Origin of the sequence: Kribbella jejuensis (genome assembly GCF_006715085.1) — a bacterium.
Lineage (GTDB): Bacteria > Actinomycetota > Actinomycetes > Propionibacteriales > Kribbellaceae > Kribbella > Kribbella jejuensis.
In genome coordinates this window covers 697,044-714,395 of record NZ_VFMM01000002.1, presented here as the reverse complement: position 1 = coordinate 714,395, position 17,352 = coordinate 697,044, and the positions used below count along the sequence as shown (strand labels likewise).

The following is a 17,352-nucleotide window of genomic DNA, read 5'->3' as shown; positions in this document are numbered from 1 at the left end:
TGGTCGAGTCCGGCGAGAACTCTGGCCTCACCGATCACCCTGGTTTCGTCAACGGTGATCACTGGGTCCTCCAAGCTTTGGTAGGCAGTGCGTTGAGGCGGTACGCACCCGCGGTGGCGACTGCAGCGAGGCAGCCGACCGTGATGCCGAGCATCCACGGCGTACTGCGGTCCGTACCGGCCAGCAGTGCGTGTCCGATCGACAGCAGCCAGCCGACCGACGCAGCGATGTGCAGCTTGCGCCAGTACTTCGTGAACTTCTCGGACGAAGCCAGCCGTCCACGGGCAGCTCCCACCAGAGCGGCCAGCACCAGGCCGTACAGTGCGAGCGCGCCGACTGCCATGGCGAACGGCCGGTAGCCGGAGCCGATGGGCCAGACAAGGACGACCGGACTGATGCTCACGTAGCTGTCGGAGAACACAGCGACCAGGTGCGTCAGCAGTAACACCAGACCGGTCACAGCGGCGGAGCGGTGTACGTACTGCAGCCAGAACCGCCGCTCGGCGGACTTGATCCGCGGCATCACCATGCCCAGCACGGCCGACACCGTGAACATGACCATCGTGACCACGCCGGCCGCGCGGGCGAGGTACCACAGTGTCATCAGGCGGCCCTGCTCGTTGTCGGCCAGCCCGACAACTCGGTCACTTCACCGTCTGCGTCAACCAGCCGAGCAGGGTGCCCCGCCAGCTTCAGCCGTCCCAGCGCGGCCTCGCCTGTCGCGACAAGCGCAGTACTGAAGGTGTTCGCCCGTACCGCGGTCGGCGCCCAGACGGACGCGGTCCGGTACGGGCCCTCCGCGGGACGGCCTGTGCGCGGGTCGATGACGTGGTGGCCGTAGCCGGTCGGCGTCTGCCAACGCCGTACCGTGCGAGTCGACGTGGTCAGACCGCCGTGGGCCAGTGTGACAAGTACGCCGGGTTCACCGGCGCGCTCTGCGACCGTGATGATCCAGGGCTCCTTCGGTGTGCCCGCAGCGCGCAGGTCGCCACCGATCTCCACCAGAACCGCACAGCCGTAGCGCTTGCTGAGCAGGTTGGCTGCACGGTCCGCGGTCCACGCCTTCGCGGTCGCGCCGAGGTCGAGCGCGCAGCCCTGCGGTACGCCGAGCAGCGCGAGCTTCCGGTTGAGCCGGACCTCCTGCCAGCCAGTGACGTTCACCGGATCGCCGTACGGCTGCGGGAAGCGCCGCCGTACCGTCTCGATGTCCGCGTCGTACCCGGCCGCGATCACCGCGGCACCGACCGTCGGGTCGACCGCGCCGCCGCTGACCTGGGCCGCGACCAGGCTGACGTCGACCAGGTCGACGAGCAGCCGCGACACCGGTACGAGCGCACCGGCGCGATTGTTGACGACCGAAAGCTCCGAGTCCGGGCGGAACCGGCTGGCGGCCTTGTCGACGCGGTCCATCAGCGCCTTGAGCTCACCGCACGCCGCACCGAGTACGGCGGGGTCGTCGACGGTCAGGCGGACCGTACAACTCCACGCGGACCAGGTACGCGACGCGGTCATGATCCGTTGCTCCCACCCTGGGAACCGGAGGAATTGGAACTCGTCGAGCCAAGACCGCTCGAGCTGGATCCGCTGTTGCTCGAACTCGAGGAGCTACTGCTGTCATCCGTACTGGTTGACGTGCTCGAGTTGCTCGAGTGCTTGGACGACACGACCGCGACCGATACTCCGGTCGCGCCGACACCAAGCACGGCGGTCGCTATCGCGGCGGCGGAGGCACGGCGCAACCAGCGCGGCCGCTGGGGCTGGGATTCATCTGTTCTGACCATGCCCCAAGCCTCGGCCGGGGCCCCTCAGCCGCACTCCAAGAGAAGATCAAGCCACCGTCAAGTCTTCCTGAAAGGTCCCTGAAACCAGCTCTCAGGAGGTCAGCGGACAGTCGGTGTCGCAATGCCTGCCGATCGTCTCCACGACCTCGTCCGCTGCCTCGCCCAGCATCGCGAGCCGCTCCGCCCCGAACACGTCCACGAAGAACTCCCGCACCCGCGCGGCATGCGCCGGCGCACACGCCTTGATCGCCGCCAGCCCTTCCTCGGTGATGACGATCTCCGGATACCGCGACTCGCAGGCCTCCTTGCGCACCAGACCGCGCTTCTCCATCCGGGTCAGGTGATGCGACAACCGGCTCTTCTCCCACTGCGTCGCCCGGCTCAACTCGAACGCCCGCATCCGCCCGTGCTCGGCCTCCGACAGATTCACCAAGATCTCGAAGTCCGACTTCGACAACCCGAACTCCCGCTGCAGATGCCGCTCCAGATGCGTCTCCAACGTCCGCTGCATCAACAGATAACTACGCCAAACCTTCTGCTCCCCATCACCCAACCACGGCCCTCTACTCACACCCCCATCCTACAAGCCCGAGTTGACGCATCAACCCAGGCTTGTAGGTGGGCTGCTTCGTCAGGAGGACCAGATTTGGAATTCCGAGAGTTGGGCTGCGGGCCAGCCGGTGTTGGAGGTGAGGTTGAGGCGGAAGTAGCGCTGGGTGGTTGCCGGGAAGGTGATGGTGACGGTGTTGTTGTTGCTTGGGGCAAAGGTGTAGGTGGCGGAGGCAACTATGGCGTTGAAGGTTGTGCCGTTGGTGGAGCCTAGGAGTGACAGGGTCTGGGTGCGGGATCCCCAGGTCGCAGGGAGCTGAAGAACCACTCGGCCGGAGGTGGCGGGGGCGCCCAGGTCGACCTGGAGCCATTGCGGGAAGGCGTTGTTCGCGCTTTCCCAGTAGGTCGACTGGTTGCCGTCGGTGGCGTTGCCGGACTGATAGACGTCGTTGTGACTGGACTCGGTGGTCGGCTTTCCGGTGGACAGGTTGGTGGGCTGGGTGGTGCCGCCGCTGCTGCTCGGGTAGACCTCGAACTCGGAGACCTGGCCGGCCGGCCAGCCGGTGTTGGCGGTGATGTTGACGCGCACGTAGCGCGCGGTCGTCGTCGGTACGGGGATGTTCACGACGTTGGTGGGCGACGTGAACGTGTACGACGCGGACGCGACCGGCGTGGCGAATGCGTTTCCGTCCGTGCTGGTCTGCACAGAGAGCGTCTGGGTGCGTGTTCCCCAGGCAGAGCTCGGCGGGAGCTTCAGGGTGACCTTGCCGACGCTCCGGGCGGTACCGAGGTCGACCTGCAGCCATTGCGGGAAAGCGTTGTTCGCGCTTTCCCAGTAGGTATTCGCATCGCCGTCGGTCGCGGTCGCCGCCGTCTGGGTGCCGTTGACCTGGCTGCTGGCGGTGGCCGGCTTCCCGAGAGCGAGGTTGGTGTCGGATCCGATTCCGTTCCCGGTCAAGGAAATCGAGGCCGGGCTGTTGTTCGCGTTGCTGGTCACCGTGATGCTGCCGGTCCGCGCGCCGGATGCGGTCGGCCGGAACGTGACCGTGACCGTGCAGGACGCGCCGACTGCGACGGTTCCGCAGTTGTTCGTCTGGGTGAAGTCACCCGTCGCCGCGACCCCGGAGACGGTCGCCGACGACGTACCGGAGTTCGTCACGATGACGGTCTGGGTCGCGGACGCGCTGCCCACGGACGTGTCGGGGAAGGACAGGCTGCCCGGGTTCGCGTTCAGGATCGGACCCGGCGCGACGCCCGTACCGGACAGCGGGACGGTGTTCACCACCCCGGACGCGGTGACGGTCAGGTTCCCGGTACGGCTGCCGGCCGCCGCGGGCGTGAACGTCACGTTCACCGTGCATGACGCGCCGGCCGCAACGCTGCTGCCGCAATTGTTCGTCTGCGTGAAGTCACCGCTGGTCGCGACCGAACTGACCGGCGCCGCCGCCGTACCGCTGTTCGTCACGGTGACCGCCTGCACCACGCTCGACGTACCGGTCGCCACCGAGCCGAAGCTCAAGGCACTTGGGCTGATCGAGAGCTGCGAACCGTTGTCCGGCAGGTACGGCGGGAACGCCGGCGCGGTGATGTTCTGGCACTGCGGAGGCGCGAAGATGCCCGAGTTGCCGCCGCCGTCGGTGAGCGTGAAACCGACGCCACAGCTGTAGATCGGCCCGGGCGCCTGCGTCCCGGTGGCCGTGCTGTTGGTGATCGTCGCCGAGCCGCCGACCTGCTCCTGAACCACCCACGTGCCGGTGTTCTGGATCGTCGCATTGTTGATCTTGACGTTGCTGATGTTCGAGCCGGAGACGAACTGGATCGCCTCGTACGGGCTCTGCTGGATCAGCAGGTTGTCGACATTCGTCAAGCCGGACATCGCACCGTCGCGGGCGTCGAACCACAGCGCGCCGACGCCGAACTGCCAGTTCGGGTCCAGACTGCCGGAGCGGATGATCGTGTTCCGCAGAACGTCGGTCCGGCCGAGCGTGGTCGAGTTGAACCGTTGCGCGACGTGGATGCCGCCGCCCTGGGTGAGGCCGGCGTCGATCACCCGGTTGTCGGTGACGAAGTTGTCGTGACCGCCGTAGATCGCGATCCCGTTCGCGAGGATGGGGTACTGAACTGTGTTGTGGTCGAACGAGTCGTTCGCGTCGGCGTTCTGCTCCGACCAGGTCGCCAGACCGTCGTCGCCCAGGTTGCGCAGGTCGCTGTTCGTCACCTTGGAGTTCGTCACGCCGTCGTGGAAGTTGATGCCGTCCGCGGTCACGTTGCGGATCCGCATGCCGTTGAACACCAGATTGGTGAAAGGCCCGTCCATCCAGGCGCCGACCTTCTCGTGCTCGATCCACACCCGGTCCACGGTCGAGTTGTTCAGCGCGCCGCCGATGCCGTTCACCTGGGCGCCGTCGTTGCGCTCCTGCACGTCACCGAAGATCGCGAAGTCCGCGAGGTGTACGCCGCTGCTGGCGTTCGGCGCATAGTTGCCGTAGAAACCGGGGGCCGCGCCAACGATCGTCGACCGCCACATGCCGGCGCCCTTGATCGTGATGTTGTTCAGGATCAGGTGTCCGGGGATCTTGAACGTTCCCTCCGGGATCCACACCGTTCCGCCGGCGCCGGCCGCGCCCATCGCCGCGTTGAACGCGTTGGTGGAGTCCGCGACGCCGGTCGGATCGGCGCCCTGGCTGGTCACCGACACCGAACCGGCCGGCTGCGGCAACGCGGCCGGGACGTTCTCGAAGTCGGCGAAGTCGATCGTGTACGACGCGGCGGTGTCCTCGGCGTCGACCTGCAACCGGAACTTCGTACCGGCCGGGTACGTCGTCGGGAACAGCCGGTGCACCTCGTCGTAGAAGTGGTGCGGGTTGCTGCCCGGCGAGTTCGTGAACGGATAGCCGCCGTAGTACCAGCTGTAGGCGTTGGTCAGCGTGAAGTTCGACTGCTTCGAACCGTTGACGTAGAACGACAGCTGCGGCGTGTACACCGAGCCGGACCCGGTGTCGGGGATGCTGTAGCGGAACACGATCGAGTTCGTCGCCACCGGTGTCGTGAACTCGACGTACTTCCCGCTGCCCTGCAATGTCACGGCTTTGCGGTACGACGCCTCGGCGGCGAGCGTGTTGTACGCGGCACTCGGCCCGATGAGGGTTCCGTTGGTGGCGGAGTTCTCGGCCTGGACTTCGACGTACGGCAACGTCGCGCCGACACCACCGGACGCGGCGGACGCCGCGGCCAGGGCGAAGCTCGGGGCGAGCGCGGACAGGGCGGCGCCGATCAGGGCGCCGCAGGCGGCAAGGCTGACAGGTTTGATCGATCGGAACATGGGCTGCTCACTCTCGAGGGGCGGTTAGCGCCAGACCGTAACGCCCCGGACACAGCTACGCAATATCTCGATCGATCTTTGCAAGAAATCGACGGACGCTATCCGGCTCGAAGCTCGACGACCTCCACCGCACCGTCGGTTACGAAGAAGCCGAGGTGGCCTGCCGGTGCGTCCGGCCGGAAGCTCAGGGCGACCCGGTTGTCGACGACTGCCTGGGCGGTTGCGCCATCGAGGAGGACCTGGACGGTGTGGCGACCGGGCGGGAGTGGGCACGGACGTTCCAGGTCGACGGCGTGCGGGACGTCGCCGTGGATCTGCCACTGGGCGGGACCGGTGCGGCCGCGCGGCCATTGGTCCAGGACCACTCGGTTGCGTTGGGGTTCCAGTCGAAGGATGGTGGCGTATTCGCCGTCGGGGGTGGCGTGGAGCAGCAGGCCGAAGGACTGGGTACCGGACGCGACGTCGACCGTCAGCGTGATCAGGCAATGCGACGGCATGGGGTCGCCGATCCAGGCGGCGTACCGGTCGTGGGCTCCTTGACCTGGCACGTCAGCTGCGCCATCGAGCGGGGACAGCTTCACGTCTGCGGCGTCGTAGGCTGCGACGATCTCCGCGGGCAGCCCGAACGCGAGCGTGCCGTCGGGCTCTTGGTGTGCTTCCAGTACGGCGAGATTGCCGGCCCACTGCCACGCATCCCCTTGTTTTGTAGGGATCCAGCCGATGAAGAACCTGCGTCCCTCGTGCAGCACCGACTTGGCGGCGTAGAACGCGCGCCCGTCGACGGTGTCACGCGGCGGCGCGAGCCACGGGCCGTCCGGGGTGCGCGCGATCCGGTACCGGGTCTGGAACGCGTCGCTGAACTCGGAGTACACCAAGTACCACCAGTCGCCCCACTGGAAGACGTCCGGACACTCCTGGGTGATGTAGCGGTGCGGTTCCCACAAAGGTGGCGCGAGCTCCCAGCGCTTGAGGTCTGTGGAAGTCAGCCGCGCCACGACTCCACAGCGACGATCAGGCGAGTCGTCGTACCGTGCCGCCAGCACCATTTGCCATGGTTCATCGGGTGCGGTTCGGTAGACGAACGGGTCGCGCCAGTCCTGTGGTACGAAACCGTTGGGGGCACCAAAGGTGTCCTCAGGCACCTTCGTCCACTGGGTCGGATCGCCTTCGCTCACCGCGTGGCAGACGACCTGGAACGCACCGCGGTCTGAACCCCGCCGCGGGTTGTGCCCTGTGTAGAACAGATGCAGCCGTGATCCGTCCGCGATCACGCTGCCGGTGTAGCAGTCGAAGTCGACCGCATCCCGATCCCCGGTCGGCAGTACGACGCCGTGGTCTTCGTACTCCACAAAGTCTGTCGTCGACACCAGCGCCCACGGCATCCCACCCGGTCCGGCGGTCGGGTCGTCCGACCGCCGATCCAGCAAGTAGAACAACCAGACCCGCCCGCCGTAACTGAACGGGATCACATCCCCGACAAATCCCTCGGGAGGCCGCCAGTGAATCATTTCGGACCCACCCGGCGACGCTGCTTCGGCGGGTCGCCGACCGAGTCTCGTTCGATCAGTTCGCAGTCCACGATCAAGCGGGCGGGGGCTTCTTCCGGTGGGCCGAGCAGGAGTTCGCCGGCGCGGCGGCCGAGCATCAGGTGCGGGAGGGCGGCTGTGGTGAGGCCGGGGCGGACCTGGTCGGCGACGTCCGGCTGGTCGTCGAAGCCGACGATGCTGACGTCACCCGGACACTCGAGCCCGAGCGCATGCAGCGCGAGCAGCGCGCCGATCGCCATCCGGTCGTTCCCGCAGACGAGTGCCGTCGGACTGTGCTCGACCACTACCTCGGTCGCCAGGTCGTACCCGTTCCCGATCTGGTAGTTCCCGTACCGGTGCACGAGCTCCGACGGCTTCAGCCCGGCCGCCCGTGCGGCATCGTCGAACCCGCGCCGGCGCTCCCTGCATGCATAGTCGTCCCGCATACCGCCGAGGAACGCGACCTCACGATGCCCGCGCTCGAACACCGACGCCGCAGCCGCGCGACCCCCGGCGTACTCGTCGGCGAGCAACACCGTGTCGGCGTGCCCCTCCTCCGGCCAGCAGTTGACGAAGATCGTCCGGATCCCGTCCAGCCGCGGGCTGCGGTGCAACGGCTTCGGCGAGAGCGACGCGTACACGATCGCGGCCACGCCCTGCGCGACCAGGCTCGCGACCGCGTCGTCACCCTGGCCCGGGTCGTCGGTGGTGTCGACGACCATGCAGACGTAGCCGGCCGGCTGGACGACCTGTTGCAGGCCGAGCACGATCAGACCGGCGTACGGCTGGGAGACAATCCCACTCGTCACGACGCCGATCGTGAACGACCGGTTCGACCGGAGCAGTTGGGCCGCCCGGTTCGGGACGAAGTCGAGCTCGGCCGCGGCCTGCAGCACCCGGCGCCGGGTCTCCTCGGCGACCGCGACGTCGCGGCGGTCGTTGAGCACGAACGAGACGGTCGGCTGCGACACCCCCGCCCGGCGCGCGACATCGGTCATCGTGACGCGCTTCGGCCCACCGGCTGCCTTCTTCGCCATCGGGTTCCCCCAAAAATTTGAAACACCGTACGGCCTCGGTGCCGCCGGTAATTACCTATCACAGATTCGCCCAATACGTATTGACCCCACTCTATGCCGCTGCTACGGTCCCGAGTCAATACGTATTGGGCGCTAGGAGGAACTCCCATGACAGGTATTCATCCGGCCGGCGGCACACTCGGCCGCCGGACGCTGCTGAAGGCCGGCGCCGGTGGCCTGAGCCTTGCCGCGCTCGCCGACCTGGCCGCCTGCAGCAAGGACAGCGGCGGCTCGTCGAAGTCGCTGAAGATGCTGTACTTCGGCGAGCAGGCGCAGGCGACCCAGCTGCAGAACCGGTTGCAGCCGCAGATCGCCAAGCTCGACTCGACGATCAAGTTCGAGATCTCCGCGATCAACGGGACCGACTGGAACGACTTCCTGGCCAAGGTGCTGACCCAGATCGCGGCCGGCACGCCCCCGGACATCATCAGCGTCGCGACCGAGGGGCTGCAGCTGATGGCGTCCAAGGAGCTCGCGATCCCGCTCGACGACTACGTCACCAAGGATCTGTCCGGGCTGAAGGAGTACTTCGCCGACATCCACCCGGCGCTGGTCGAGTCGATGATGTACCAGGGCCACCTGTGGGAGCTGCCCGACAGCTTCAACGCCGGCAACATGTTCTACAGCACCGAGCTGTTCCAGCGCGCGGGCGTGACCCCGCCGAGCGAGACCTGGACGCTCGACGACTTCGAGTCCGCGGCGACGAAGATCGCCAAGTTCAAGGGCATCAACGCCTTCGGCTGGGTGGTCCGGCTGTGGGGCAGCTGGACGTCGTTCATGTACGCGAACAACGCCAACCTGCTCGAAGAGGGCAAGTACGACGGCGGCGACTGGCTGTGGAGCAAGGCGTACGCCGGTGACGCTGCCGCCGCCGGACGCAAGGGCGGCTGGAAGTGGGGCGCGCCGACGGCGAACTCCGAGGCCACCGTCGAGGCGCTGGACTACATGATCCAGCTGACCAAGAAGGGCCTCTCGCCGTCGCCGGACGTCGGCGGTGGCGGCACGTTGCAGGGTCTGTTCGCGTCGAACCGGATCGGGATGTCGATCGGTGGCGGATTCTGGGCCGGCGGCCTGGCCAACGCCGGGATGAAGAACGGCAGCTTCGACGTGACGATGTTCCCGAAGTGGAAGAGCCAGCGGCACCTGTTCGGCGCCGGCGGGTACGCGATCTTCAAGTCGTCGAAGAAGAAGGACCTGGCCTGGGAGGTCCTGAAGCTGCTGGTCAAGCCGGACACGTTCGACCTTGTGTTCCCGGGCAACGTGACCACCCCCGGCCGCAAGTCCCTGGTGTCGGCCGCGCGGTACAGCAAGACCGGGCCGAAGCACTGGTCGGTCTTCTACGACACGCTGACCAAGCACCCGGACACCGCGCCGATCCCCGCCCCGCCGTACTACAACGCGCTCGCGACCGCGCTGAACCAGCGGACCACGCAAGCGATCTCCTCGGGCAACGCGAAGGCCGCCCTGGACGGGTTGCAGGCGGATCTCGAGAAGGCAGCGGGGGCGAGCTGATGTCCGCCGTCACCGCCGACGTCGCGAAGGCGGTCGTGAAACGGCGCAGCCATCCGACCGCACACGGTGAGGCGCGGTTCGGCTTCGCGATGATCGGGTTGTCGGTACTGTTCGTCGCGGTCTTCACGGCGATCCCGATCCTCGCGTCGCTCGGGCTGTCGTTCTTCTCCTGGGACGTGATCTCGAGCCCGCGGTACGTCGGTCTGAAGAACTACGAGCAGCTGTTCAACGACGGTCCGGTACTGAAGTCCTTCGGGGTCACGCTCGGGATGGCGCTCGCGATCGTCGTACTGCAGTTGACCATCGGTCTCGCGCTCGCCGTACTCGTCAACCAGCGCAAGCTCGTCTGGGTGCGGACGTTGTTCCGGACCGCGTTCTACCTGCCGCTGCTGGCGTCGACCGCGGCCGTGTCGATCTTCATGGGGTACCTGTTCGACTACAAGTTCGGTGTCGTGAACTACTACCTCGGGCTGCTCGGCATCCCGAACGTACCGTGGCTGACCAGCGGTTTCGGGGCGGCGTCGACGATCGTACTGATCGCGGTGTGGCAGCAGGTCGGGTTCACGTTCGTGCTGTTCGTCGCCTCGTTGATGTCGGTACCGACCGACGTCCTCGAGGCCGCGCAGATCGACGGTGCCGGCGCGCTGCGGACCCTGTTCCGGATCAAGATTCCGTTGATCAGTCCAACGATCCTGTTCGCCGCGGTCGTTGCCTTGATCAACGCCATGCAGCTGTTCGACCAGCCGTACATCATGACCAAGGGCGGCCCGGGGTCGGCGACCACGACGGTGACGATCTCGATGTACCAGAAAGGCTTCCAGAACCTGCAGTTCGGGTACGGCTCGGCGATCGCAATCCTGCTGCTGGTGGCGATCCTGATGATCACCGGGCTGCAGTTCCTCGCCGCACGAAAGCTGGTGTTCTACCAATGAGCCACTCCACCGCAGTCCTGGCCCGGATCGGCAGGATGACCGGCATCCTGGTGCTCGTCATCGCCGCGATGGTTGCCCTCGGCCCGTTGCTGTGGACGGTCACGACGTCGTTGCGCACGCCCGCCGAGGCGTTCAGCAACCCGCCGCATTGGTTGCCGTTGCATCCGGACTTCTCCAACTACAGCGCGGTTTTCGACCGGATCCCGATCGGCCGGTTCTTCGTGAACAGCGTGCTCGTGACCGGGCTGATCGTGATCGGCCAGACCATCACCTGCACGCTGTCCGGCTACGCGTTCGCGATGGTCAGCTTCCCGGGCCGCTCGGTGATCTTCGGGATCTTCCTGGCCACGATGATGGTGCCGCTGCAGACGATCATCATCCCGGTGTTCGTGATCATCCGGTACCTCGGACTGTCCGACAGCCCGTTGTCACTGGTGGTTTCCGCGCTGGGTAGCGCTTTCGGAACGTTCCTGATGCGTCAGTACTTCATGCAGATGCCGCGCGAACTCGGCGAGGCCGCACGGATCGACGGCGCGGGACATTTCCAGACGTTCCTGATGATCTACGCCAAGATGGCCGGTCCGGCGATCGCGACGCTCGCGATCCTGAACTTCTCCGGTTTCTGGGCGGAGTTCTACCGGCCCCTGATCTTCCTGCAGTCGCAGGACAACTTCACACTGCCGCTCGGCCTGGTCGGCCTGCAGGGAAACCTCGGCACCGGCTCGATCTCGATCGTGCTGGCCGGCGTCATCCTGGCGATCCTGCCGAGCGTGGTGCTGTTCATCTTCGCCCAGAGGTACTTCATCGCAGGCATCACGGCAGGAGCATCCCGTTGACCCAAGTTCAGGCCGGCACCCGTACGGTCGCCCACCTCCGCCCCGCGTTCCACATCCGGCCACCGCGCGGGTACATGAACGACCCGAACGGGCCTCTCGAAGTGGGGTCCGACGTCCACCTGTACTTCCAGTCGCGGCCGGTGCTGGAGATGCACGTGCCGGTCGAATGGGGGCATGTGACGTCGACCGACTACGTGCGCTGGACGTTGCACCGGCCCGCGATGGCGCCGCTGCCGGGCGGGCCGGACACCGACGGCTGCTGGTCCGGCAACACGATCCTCGACAACGGCCGGATCCGCGCGTTCTACTCCGGCTACCTCGACAACCGCCCGTACCAGTCCGTCCTGACGGCGGTGTCCGACGACGGCGGCATGTCCTTCGGACCGCCGCGGCAGGTGATCCCGGACCCGACCGACGACGCGATCATGTTCCGCGATCCGTTCGTCTGGCAGGAGAACGGCTCGTGGTGGCTCGCCGTCGGCGCCGGGTACGCCGGCCGCGGCGGGAGCATCACGCTGTACCAGTCGCCCGACCTCGAGACCTGGACGTACGTCGGCCCGCTGGCCGAGCTCCCCCGCAGTACCGTGAACGGCGAGGACACCGGCGCCGCGTGGGAATGCCCGCAATTACTGACGCTCGACAACAGGCGGATCGCCGTTGTCGCATCGTGGTCACCCGAGGGTGGCTCCGCGGAGGTGCTGTCGTTCGACGTCGACGTACCGCTGGTCCCGCAGCGGGTCGATCACGGGACGAACTTCTACGCCGCCTCGGCGATGCGCGAGAGCCGGTTCGGGCCGCTGCTCTTCGGGTGGTTGACCGAGGGGCGTGATCGCGACGGCTGGGACGACTGGGCGGGCGTGATCTCACTGCCGCGGGTGGTCTGGCTCGGCGCCGACTCGTCGCTGCGGAGTGCACCGATTCCTTCGCTAGACACGCTCCGCACCGGTCCCGGCGTACCGGCCGACGGCTGCACGACAGGCCCGCAGTGCGAGATCGCCGTACCGTCAGGATCGGGACAGGTGATCATCCACTTCAGCGACCAGGAGCGGGTGGTCGTCTCGCTGGACGCCGATGCGGTGACGGTCGACCGTACCGAGTCCAGCCTCAGCCCGCACGCACATCGCGGCCGCATGCAGGCAACCGACGCCTTCGACCCGGCATCCGGCCGCCCGGCGGCGCGGATCTTCCTCGACGGCTCCGTACTGGAAGTCTTCACCAGCGCCGGCCGGGTCCTCAGCACCCGCGTCTACCCGACCACACCACCTGCCTGGCGCGTCGAAGCCCCGCCGAACGCCCACTTCTGGACCCTCGACCACTGAAAAACCGCCACCCTCGGCACAGGTGCCGAGGGTGGCGGTCCAGTAACTGACTGACTACTCGCCGACCAGCTGGTCGTAGTGGGTGGTGAGCGACACGTGGTCCACACCGTTCATGGGCGCCGGGATCTTGCCGTACGACGTGATTGCGGTCGCGGCGCCGTTCGCCTTGCTCAGAGCGAACTGGTACCCGGACTGGGTGTCCTTGTCGACGGCAACCAGGAGCGAACCACCGCGGGTGCCGCAGCCCTGGATGACGAGCGACTCGTACGCGCCCCAGCCGGATGCACGGAGCTGCTTGAGCACCGGCTTCGCACCGGCCGCGACCGGGATGTGGACGGTCCACAGGGCACCGGCGTTGGTCGTCATCAGCAGCGTGTCGTACGTCGCGGTCTCGCTGATCACGGTCATCGCCTTGAAACCGCGGAACCCGGGAAGCGGGCCGAGCGCGCGGAAGCCGGTGCCGACGATCTGGTAGCGGTAGAGGCTGCCGTTGGTGTTCAGACCGTACAGGTACGCGTGCCGCGGGGCGGCGACGCTGTAGTTCGACGTGGCGATCGACTTGAAGCTGCTCCAGCCCGAGCCGACCTTCTTGAAGGTAGGCGCCCAGCTGCTGGTTTCGCCGGTGTCACGGGCGTAGGTCGTGTGCCGGTACAGGTTGCCGCCCTGCAGGAGCAGACCGTAGTAGTAGATCTGCGTGCCCGCGGCGTTCACGGCGCCGTACCAGGTCGTGTCCGCGCGGCTGCCGACGAACTTGAACGGCGTGTCCTGGAACGCCTGGACGCTCCGCCCCGGCACCGCGATGGTCTCCTGCGACATGCCGGTCGCGGTCGGCGACATGACGTCGCTGAAGCACGGGTCGCCGGCCGCCTTGAGCGTGTTCGGCGTCACGTTCTTGGCGAACGGATGCTTCGGATCCGCCTGCCCGGCGGCAGCCGCCGGGACGGATGCGGCCACGGCCGCAATCAGGCCTGCACCGGCCAACGCCAGCGCAAAACGCTGCAACTTCATAGGTTTCCCCTCCAGAAAGTCTTTCAAGCCCCCAAGATCCGCGCTGACTATAGTCGAGGCACGGTTCAGGTGACGGGGGCGGTGGTTGCTGCTTGGACTTCGGAGTGGGTTACACCGGGGGCCAGGTCGACGAGGGTGAAGGTGCCTTGGGTTACGTCGAGGACGGCCAGGTCGGTGATGACGCGGTGGACCACGCCGCGGCCGGTGAGCGGGAGGGTGCAGGTGGTCAGCAGTTTGGGGTCGCCGTGGCGGGTGCGGTGGTCCATCAGGACGATGACGCGACGGGCTCCGTTGACGAGGTCCATGGCGCCGCCCATGCCCTTGACCATCGCGCCGGGGACGAGCCAGTTCGCGAGGTCGCCGTACGCGGAGACCTGCATGCCGCCGAGGACGGCGACGTCGATGTGGCCGCCGCGGATCATCGCGAAGCTGGTGGCGGAGTCGAAGTACGACGCTCCCGGTACCACGCTGACGGTCTGCTTGCCTGCGTCGATCAGGTCGGGGTCGACCTGTTCGTCGTACGGGAACGGGCCGACGCCGAGGATGCCGTTCTCCGCATGCAGCGTCACGGACGAGCGGGGTGGCAGGTGGTTGGGGACAAGCGTCGGCAGGCCGATCCCGAGGTTCACGTACTCGCCGTCGTTCAGCTCAAGGGCGGCCCGGGCGGCCATCTCATCGCGGGTCCAGGGCATCTCACGCCTCCCCGCGTGGCCGGGTCGTGCGCTTCTCGATCGCCTTCTGCGCGGCCTGCTCAGGCGTCAGGGGTACGACGCGTTGAACGAAAACGCCGGGTAGATGGATCGCGTCCGGTGCGAGCTCGCCGACTTCCACAACCTGCTCGGCCTCCACGATCGTCAATCGGCCTGCCATGGCTGCGACCGGGTTGAAGTTCCGCGCCGCCGCGTGGAAGACACAGTTGCCGGCGCGATCGGCCACCGCCGCCCGGACCAGCGCGACGTCGGTGACGATTGCCTCCTCGAGCACCATCTCCCGGCCCTGGATCATGCGCACCTCCTTGGCCGGTGACGCGACCGCGACCGTACCGTCCGGTGCGTACCGCCAAGGCAGCCCACCCTCGGAGACCAGCGTGCCGACACCGGTCGGCGTGAAGAACGCACCGATCCCGGCACCGCCCGCGCGCAGCCGCTCGGCCAGCGTGCCTTGTGGCGTCAGCTCGACCGTCAGCTCCCCGGCCAGGTACTGACGGGCGAACTCCTTGTTCTCCCCCACATACGACGCGATCACCCGGCTGATCCGCCCTTGTTCCAGAAGCAGTCCGAGACCCGCGCCGTCGACGCCGCAGTTGTTCGACACCACGGTGAGGTCAGAGGCACCCCGCTCGAGCAGCGCCTCGATCAGGAACCACGGAATCCCGGCGAGTCCGAACCCACCGACCGCGAGGCTCGTCCCGTCCGGGATGTCGGCGACCGCGTCCGCCGCGCCGGCGATGACCTTGTCGATACTCATCCGTCGTCCTCCTGAAGATGGGCGACGACGGCGCGCGTCACCACGTCGGGCCGTTCGGCGGAGGCCAGATGAGCGGCGTCCGGTACGACGAGAAGCTTGCCATTAGCAACTGATGCGGCAATGCGTTCCAGCTGCCCCGGCGGGGTGGCCAGGTCGTCGCCGCCCGCGATCGCCAGCGTCGGCGCGGTGACGTCGGGGAGGTCGCCGGTCAAGTCCGTCGTGGCGATGATCTCGCAGCACGCGGCGTACCCGTCGGCCGGTGTCGACGCGACCATCTCCTCGCACTCCTTGCGGACCTGCGGATGTTCGGCGAGCCAACTCGGCGTGAACCAGCGTCGTACGACGGACTCGGCGACCGCCGCCGTACCTTTCGCGCGGACGAGGTCGGCGCGATCGGTCCACTGCGACAGCGGATCGAGCCGAGCGCCGGTGCAGAGGACGACCAGCCGGTCGACGCGGGACGGCTTGCGGGCGGCGAGGCGGAGACCGGTCATGCCGCCGAGCGAGAGGCCGACGAAGTGGGCGCGCTCGAGGCGGAGTTCGTCGAGCAGGTCGACGATGTCGTCGGTCAGGTCGTCGATTGTGTACGGACCCGGCGGGACCGGCGAGCGGCCGTGACCGCGCGTGTCGAAGCGGACGACCCGAAAATGCTCCTCCAACTCTTCGAGGTTGGCGTCCCACATCTCCCAGGTGGCGCCCATCGAGTTCGCCAGCACAACAGTCGGCGCATGAGCCCGACCGCTGAGAGTGTGGGCGATCATCGGACTGCCTCGAAGACGGCCGCTATGCCTTGGCCGCCGCCGATGCAGAGGGTTTCCAACGCGTAGCGGCCGTTGCGGCGGTGGAGTTCGCGGGACAGGGTGGCGAGGATGCGGGCGCCGGTCGCGCCGACGGGGTGGCCGAGCGAAATGCCGGATCCGTTGGGGTTCAGGCGGTCGTCGCCCGCGTCGATCTTCCACTCGCGCAGGCAGCCGAGAACCTGAGCGGCGAAGGCCTCGTTGAGCTCGATCAGGTCGAGGTCGTCGAGGGTGAGGTCGGCGCGGGCCAACGCCGCTGCGGTGGCGGGGACCGGACCGATGCCCATCACCTCAGGGCCAACGCCGGAAACCGCCCAGGACCTGAGGCTGACGAGCGGTCGGAGGTTGCGGCGTGAGGCCTCGTCGAGGGTGGTGACGACGCAGACCGCGGCGCCGTCGTTCTGGCCGCTCGCGTTGCCTGCGGTCACCGTCGCTTCGGGGTCCGTCGTGAGCATGACCGGTCGCAGCGCGGCCAGGCTCTCGAGTGTGGTGTCTGGGCGTGGATGCTCGTCGGCGGTGACTCGCGTCGTGGTACCGCGGCGGCCCGGGACCTCCAGCGGGACCAGTTCGTCGGCGAAGCGCCCTTCGGCCTGCGCGGCAACAGCACGCTGGTGAGAGCGGAGCGCGAACTCGTCCTGCTCCTCGCGGGAGATGCCGTACTCGCGCCGTACGTTCTCGGCCGTCTCCAGCATCCCGCCGGGCACCGGGTGGTCCTTCCCACCGGCCGTCTCGCGAGCGCGGACCAGCCGGTCGTGCAGTTCCACCCCGCCGCGGACGCCGGTCCGCAGACCGAGGGCGTAGTGCTCGACCTGCGACATGGATTCGGTGCCTCCGGCAACAACCAGCCGAGCCGCCCCGGTCGCGACCATGCCCGCCGCGTACAGCACGGCTTGCAATCCCGATCCGCAACGACGATCGATCTGCACGCCGGGCACCGAGACGCCGAGGCCCGCGTCGAGCGCCGCGATCCGGCCGATCGCCGGCGCCTCGCCGTTCGGGTAGCACTGGCCCAGGATCACGTCGTCGACATCACCTTCGGCCAGCCCGGTCCGCCGTACCAGCTCGGTGAGAGCGGCGGTGGCGAGGTCGGCCGCCGACAGCGCGGACAACGCGCCGCCGAACCGGCCCACCGGCGTACGGATCGGCTCGCAGATCACGATGTCACGCGGGTCGCTCATGACCCGACCGTAGGCCCGGAAACCGATATGGAGAAATACACATTTACGC

Annotated in this window: 16 protein-coding genes; 5 read left to right on the top strand and 11 right to left on the bottom strand. The window is 67.5% G+C overall.

The window, feature by feature from the left end; all coding sequences use genetic code 11:
- Window positions 1–58 precede the first annotated feature (58 nt).
- Together FB475_RS23365 and FB475_RS23360 are read right to left on the bottom strand one after the other, a co-directional pair.
- Window positions 59–604, bottom strand: coding sequence for a hypothetical protein (locus FB475_RS23365; protein ID WP_141858699.1), 546 nt, complete (start codon window positions 602–604; stop codon window positions 59–61).
- The gene (locus FB475_RS23360; protein ID WP_141858698.1) at window positions 604–1,512 is read right to left on the bottom strand and encodes an FAD:protein FMN transferase; all 909 of its coding nucleotides are present in this window, start codon (window positions 1,510–1,512) and stop codon (window positions 604–606) included. The genes FB475_RS23365 and FB475_RS23360 overlap by 1 nt, the downstream gene beginning before the upstream one ends.
- A 33-nt stretch (window positions 1,513–1,545) precedes the next feature.
- On the opposite strand from FB475_RS23360, the gene FB475_RS23355 reads away from it, so the two are divergent.
- A complete protein-coding gene (locus FB475_RS23355; RefSeq protein ID WP_141858697.1) occupies window positions 1,546–1,863 on the top strand; it encodes a hypothetical protein in 318 nt (105 codons plus the stop codon).
- A gap of 9 nt (window positions 1,864–1,872) precedes the next feature.
- On the opposite strand, the gene FB475_RS23350 is transcribed toward FB475_RS23355, so the two are convergent.
- From FB475_RS23350 to FB475_RS23335, 4 genes are all read right to left on the bottom strand, one after another.
- Window positions 1,873–2,352: a MarR family winged helix-turn-helix transcriptional regulator gene (locus tag FB475_RS23350; RefSeq protein ID WP_141858696.1), complete on the bottom strand. Its 480-nt coding sequence runs from the start codon at window positions 2,350–2,352 to the stop codon at window positions 1,873–1,875.
- Between the two features lie 60 nt (window positions 2,353–2,412).
- Entirely contained in the window at window positions 2,413–5,652 is a 3,240-nt protein-coding gene (locus FB475_RS23345) for a discoidin domain-containing protein (RefSeq protein ID WP_141858695.1), read from the bottom strand.
- A 98-nt stretch (window positions 5,653–5,750) separates the two neighbouring features.
- Window positions 5,751–7,160, bottom strand: coding sequence for a glycoside hydrolase family 32 protein (locus FB475_RS23340; RefSeq protein WP_141858694.1), 1,410 nt, complete (start codon window positions 7,158–7,160; stop codon window positions 5,751–5,753).
- On the bottom strand, window positions 7,157–8,215 hold the full coding sequence (locus FB475_RS23335) for a LacI family DNA-binding transcriptional regulator (protein ID WP_141858693.1): 1,059 nt from the start codon (window positions 8,213–8,215) through the stop codon (window positions 7,157–7,159). The genes FB475_RS23340 and FB475_RS23335 overlap by 4 nt, the downstream gene beginning before the upstream one ends.
- Before the next feature lie 147 nt (window positions 8,216–8,362).
- On the opposite strand from FB475_RS23335, the gene FB475_RS23330 reads away from it, so the two are divergent.
- Genes FB475_RS23330 through FB475_RS23315 form a run of 4 tightly spaced genes read left to right on the top strand, consistent with a single transcriptional unit; the run spans window position 8,363 to window position 12,853 of the window.
- Complete coding sequence (locus tag FB475_RS23330; RefSeq protein WP_141858692.1) at window positions 8,363–9,766, top strand: ABC transporter substrate-binding protein; 1,404 nt, start codon at window positions 8,363–8,365, stop codon at window positions 9,764–9,766.
- Window positions 9,766–10,698, top strand: a complete 933-nt coding sequence (locus FB475_RS23325) for a carbohydrate ABC transporter permease (RefSeq protein ID WP_238332365.1) — start codon at window positions 9,766–9,768, stop codon at window positions 10,696–10,698. Before FB475_RS23330 ends, FB475_RS23325 begins: the two co-directional genes overlap by 1 nt.
- Window positions 10,695–11,534 (top strand): carbohydrate ABC transporter permease, encoded by an 840-nt coding sequence (locus tag FB475_RS23320; RefSeq protein WP_141858691.1) that lies wholly within the window; start codon window positions 10,695–10,697, stop codon window positions 11,532–11,534. Before FB475_RS23325 ends, FB475_RS23320 begins: the two co-directional genes overlap by 4 nt.
- Entirely contained in the window at window positions 11,531–12,853 is a 1,323-nt protein-coding gene (locus tag FB475_RS23315) for a glycoside hydrolase family 32 protein (protein ID WP_141858690.1), read from the top strand. The genes FB475_RS23320 and FB475_RS23315 overlap by 4 nt, the downstream gene beginning before the upstream one ends.
- Window positions 12,854–12,907: 54 nt before the next feature.
- Here FB475_RS23315 and FB475_RS23310 read toward each other — a convergent pair whose 3' ends face one another.
- The 5 genes from FB475_RS23310 to FB475_RS23290 all read right to left on the bottom strand — a co-directional run bounded on the left by FB475_RS23310 (window position 12,908) and on the right by FB475_RS23290 (window position 17,303).
- Window positions 12,908–13,861, bottom strand: a complete 954-nt coding sequence (locus tag FB475_RS23310; protein ID WP_141858689.1) for a hypothetical protein — start codon at window positions 13,859–13,861, stop codon at window positions 12,908–12,910.
- Between the two features lie 65 nt (window positions 13,862–13,926).
- A complete protein-coding gene (locus tag FB475_RS23305; RefSeq protein WP_141858688.1) occupies window positions 13,927–14,553 on the bottom strand; it encodes a 3-oxoacid CoA-transferase subunit B in 627 nt (208 codons plus the stop codon).
- Window position 14,554: 1 nt separating this feature from the next.
- Window positions 14,555–15,322, bottom strand: coding sequence for a CoA transferase subunit A (locus tag FB475_RS23300; protein ID WP_425551984.1), 768 nt, complete (start codon window positions 15,320–15,322; stop codon window positions 14,555–14,557).
- Window positions 15,323–15,324: 2 nt separating this feature from the next.
- Complete coding sequence (gene pcaD, locus FB475_RS23295; RefSeq protein ID WP_141858686.1) at window positions 15,325–16,089, bottom strand: 3-oxoadipate enol-lactonase; 765 nt, start codon at window positions 16,087–16,089, stop codon at window positions 15,325–15,327.
- Window positions 16,086–17,303: an acetyl-CoA C-acetyltransferase gene (locus tag FB475_RS23290; RefSeq protein ID WP_141858685.1), complete on the bottom strand. Its 1,218-nt coding sequence runs from the start codon at window positions 17,301–17,303 to the stop codon at window positions 16,086–16,088. The genes pcaD and FB475_RS23290 overlap by 4 nt, the downstream gene beginning before the upstream one ends.
- Window positions 17,304–17,352: the final 49 nt, after the last annotated feature.

Bases quoted from the DNA above. Each gene is read 5' to 3' on its own strand.
- FB475_RS23340 (WP_141858694.1), bottom strand. From the start codon at position 7,160: ATGATTCACTGGCGGCCTCCCGAGGGATTTGTCGGGGATGTGATCCCG.
- FB475_RS23305 (WP_141858688.1), bottom strand. From the start codon at position 14,553: ATGCCCTGGACCCGCGATGAGATGGCCGCCCGGGCCGCCCTTGAGCTG.
- FB475_RS23345 (WP_141858695.1), bottom strand. From the start codon at position 5,652: ATGTTCCGATCGATCAAACCTGTCAGCCTTGCCGCCTGCGGCGCCCTG.
- FB475_RS23360 (WP_141858698.1), bottom strand. From the start codon at position 1,512: ATGACCGCGTCGCGTACCTGGTCCGCGTGGAGTTGTACGGTCCGCCTG.
- FB475_RS23320 (WP_141858691.1), top strand. From the start codon at position 10,695: ATGAGCCACTCCACCGCAGTCCTGGCCCGGATCGGCAGGATGACCGGC.
- FB475_RS23330 (WP_141858692.1), top strand. From the start codon at position 8,363: ATGACAGGTATTCATCCGGCCGGCGGCACACTCGGCCGCCGGACGCTG.
- pcaD (WP_141858686.1), bottom strand. From the start codon at position 16,089: ATGATCGCCCACACTCTCAGCGGTCGGGCTCATGCGCCGACTGTTGTG.
- FB475_RS23325 (WP_238332365.1), top strand. From the start codon at position 9,766: ATGTCCGCCGTCACCGCCGACGTCGCGAAGGCGGTCGTGAAACGGCGC.
- FB475_RS23310 (WP_141858689.1), bottom strand. From the start codon at position 13,861: ATGAAGTTGCAGCGTTTTGCGCTGGCGTTGGCCGGTGCAGGCCTGATT.
- FB475_RS23365 (WP_141858699.1), bottom strand. From the start codon at position 604: ATGACACTGTGGTACCTCGCCCGCGCGGCCGGCGTGGTCACGATGGTC.
- FB475_RS23335 (WP_141858693.1), bottom strand. From the start codon at position 8,215: ATGGCGAAGAAGGCAGCCGGTGGGCCGAAGCGCGTCACGATGACCGAT.
- FB475_RS23290 (WP_141858685.1), bottom strand. From the start codon at position 17,303: ATGAGCGACCCGCGTGACATCGTGATCTGCGAGCCGATCCGTACGCCG.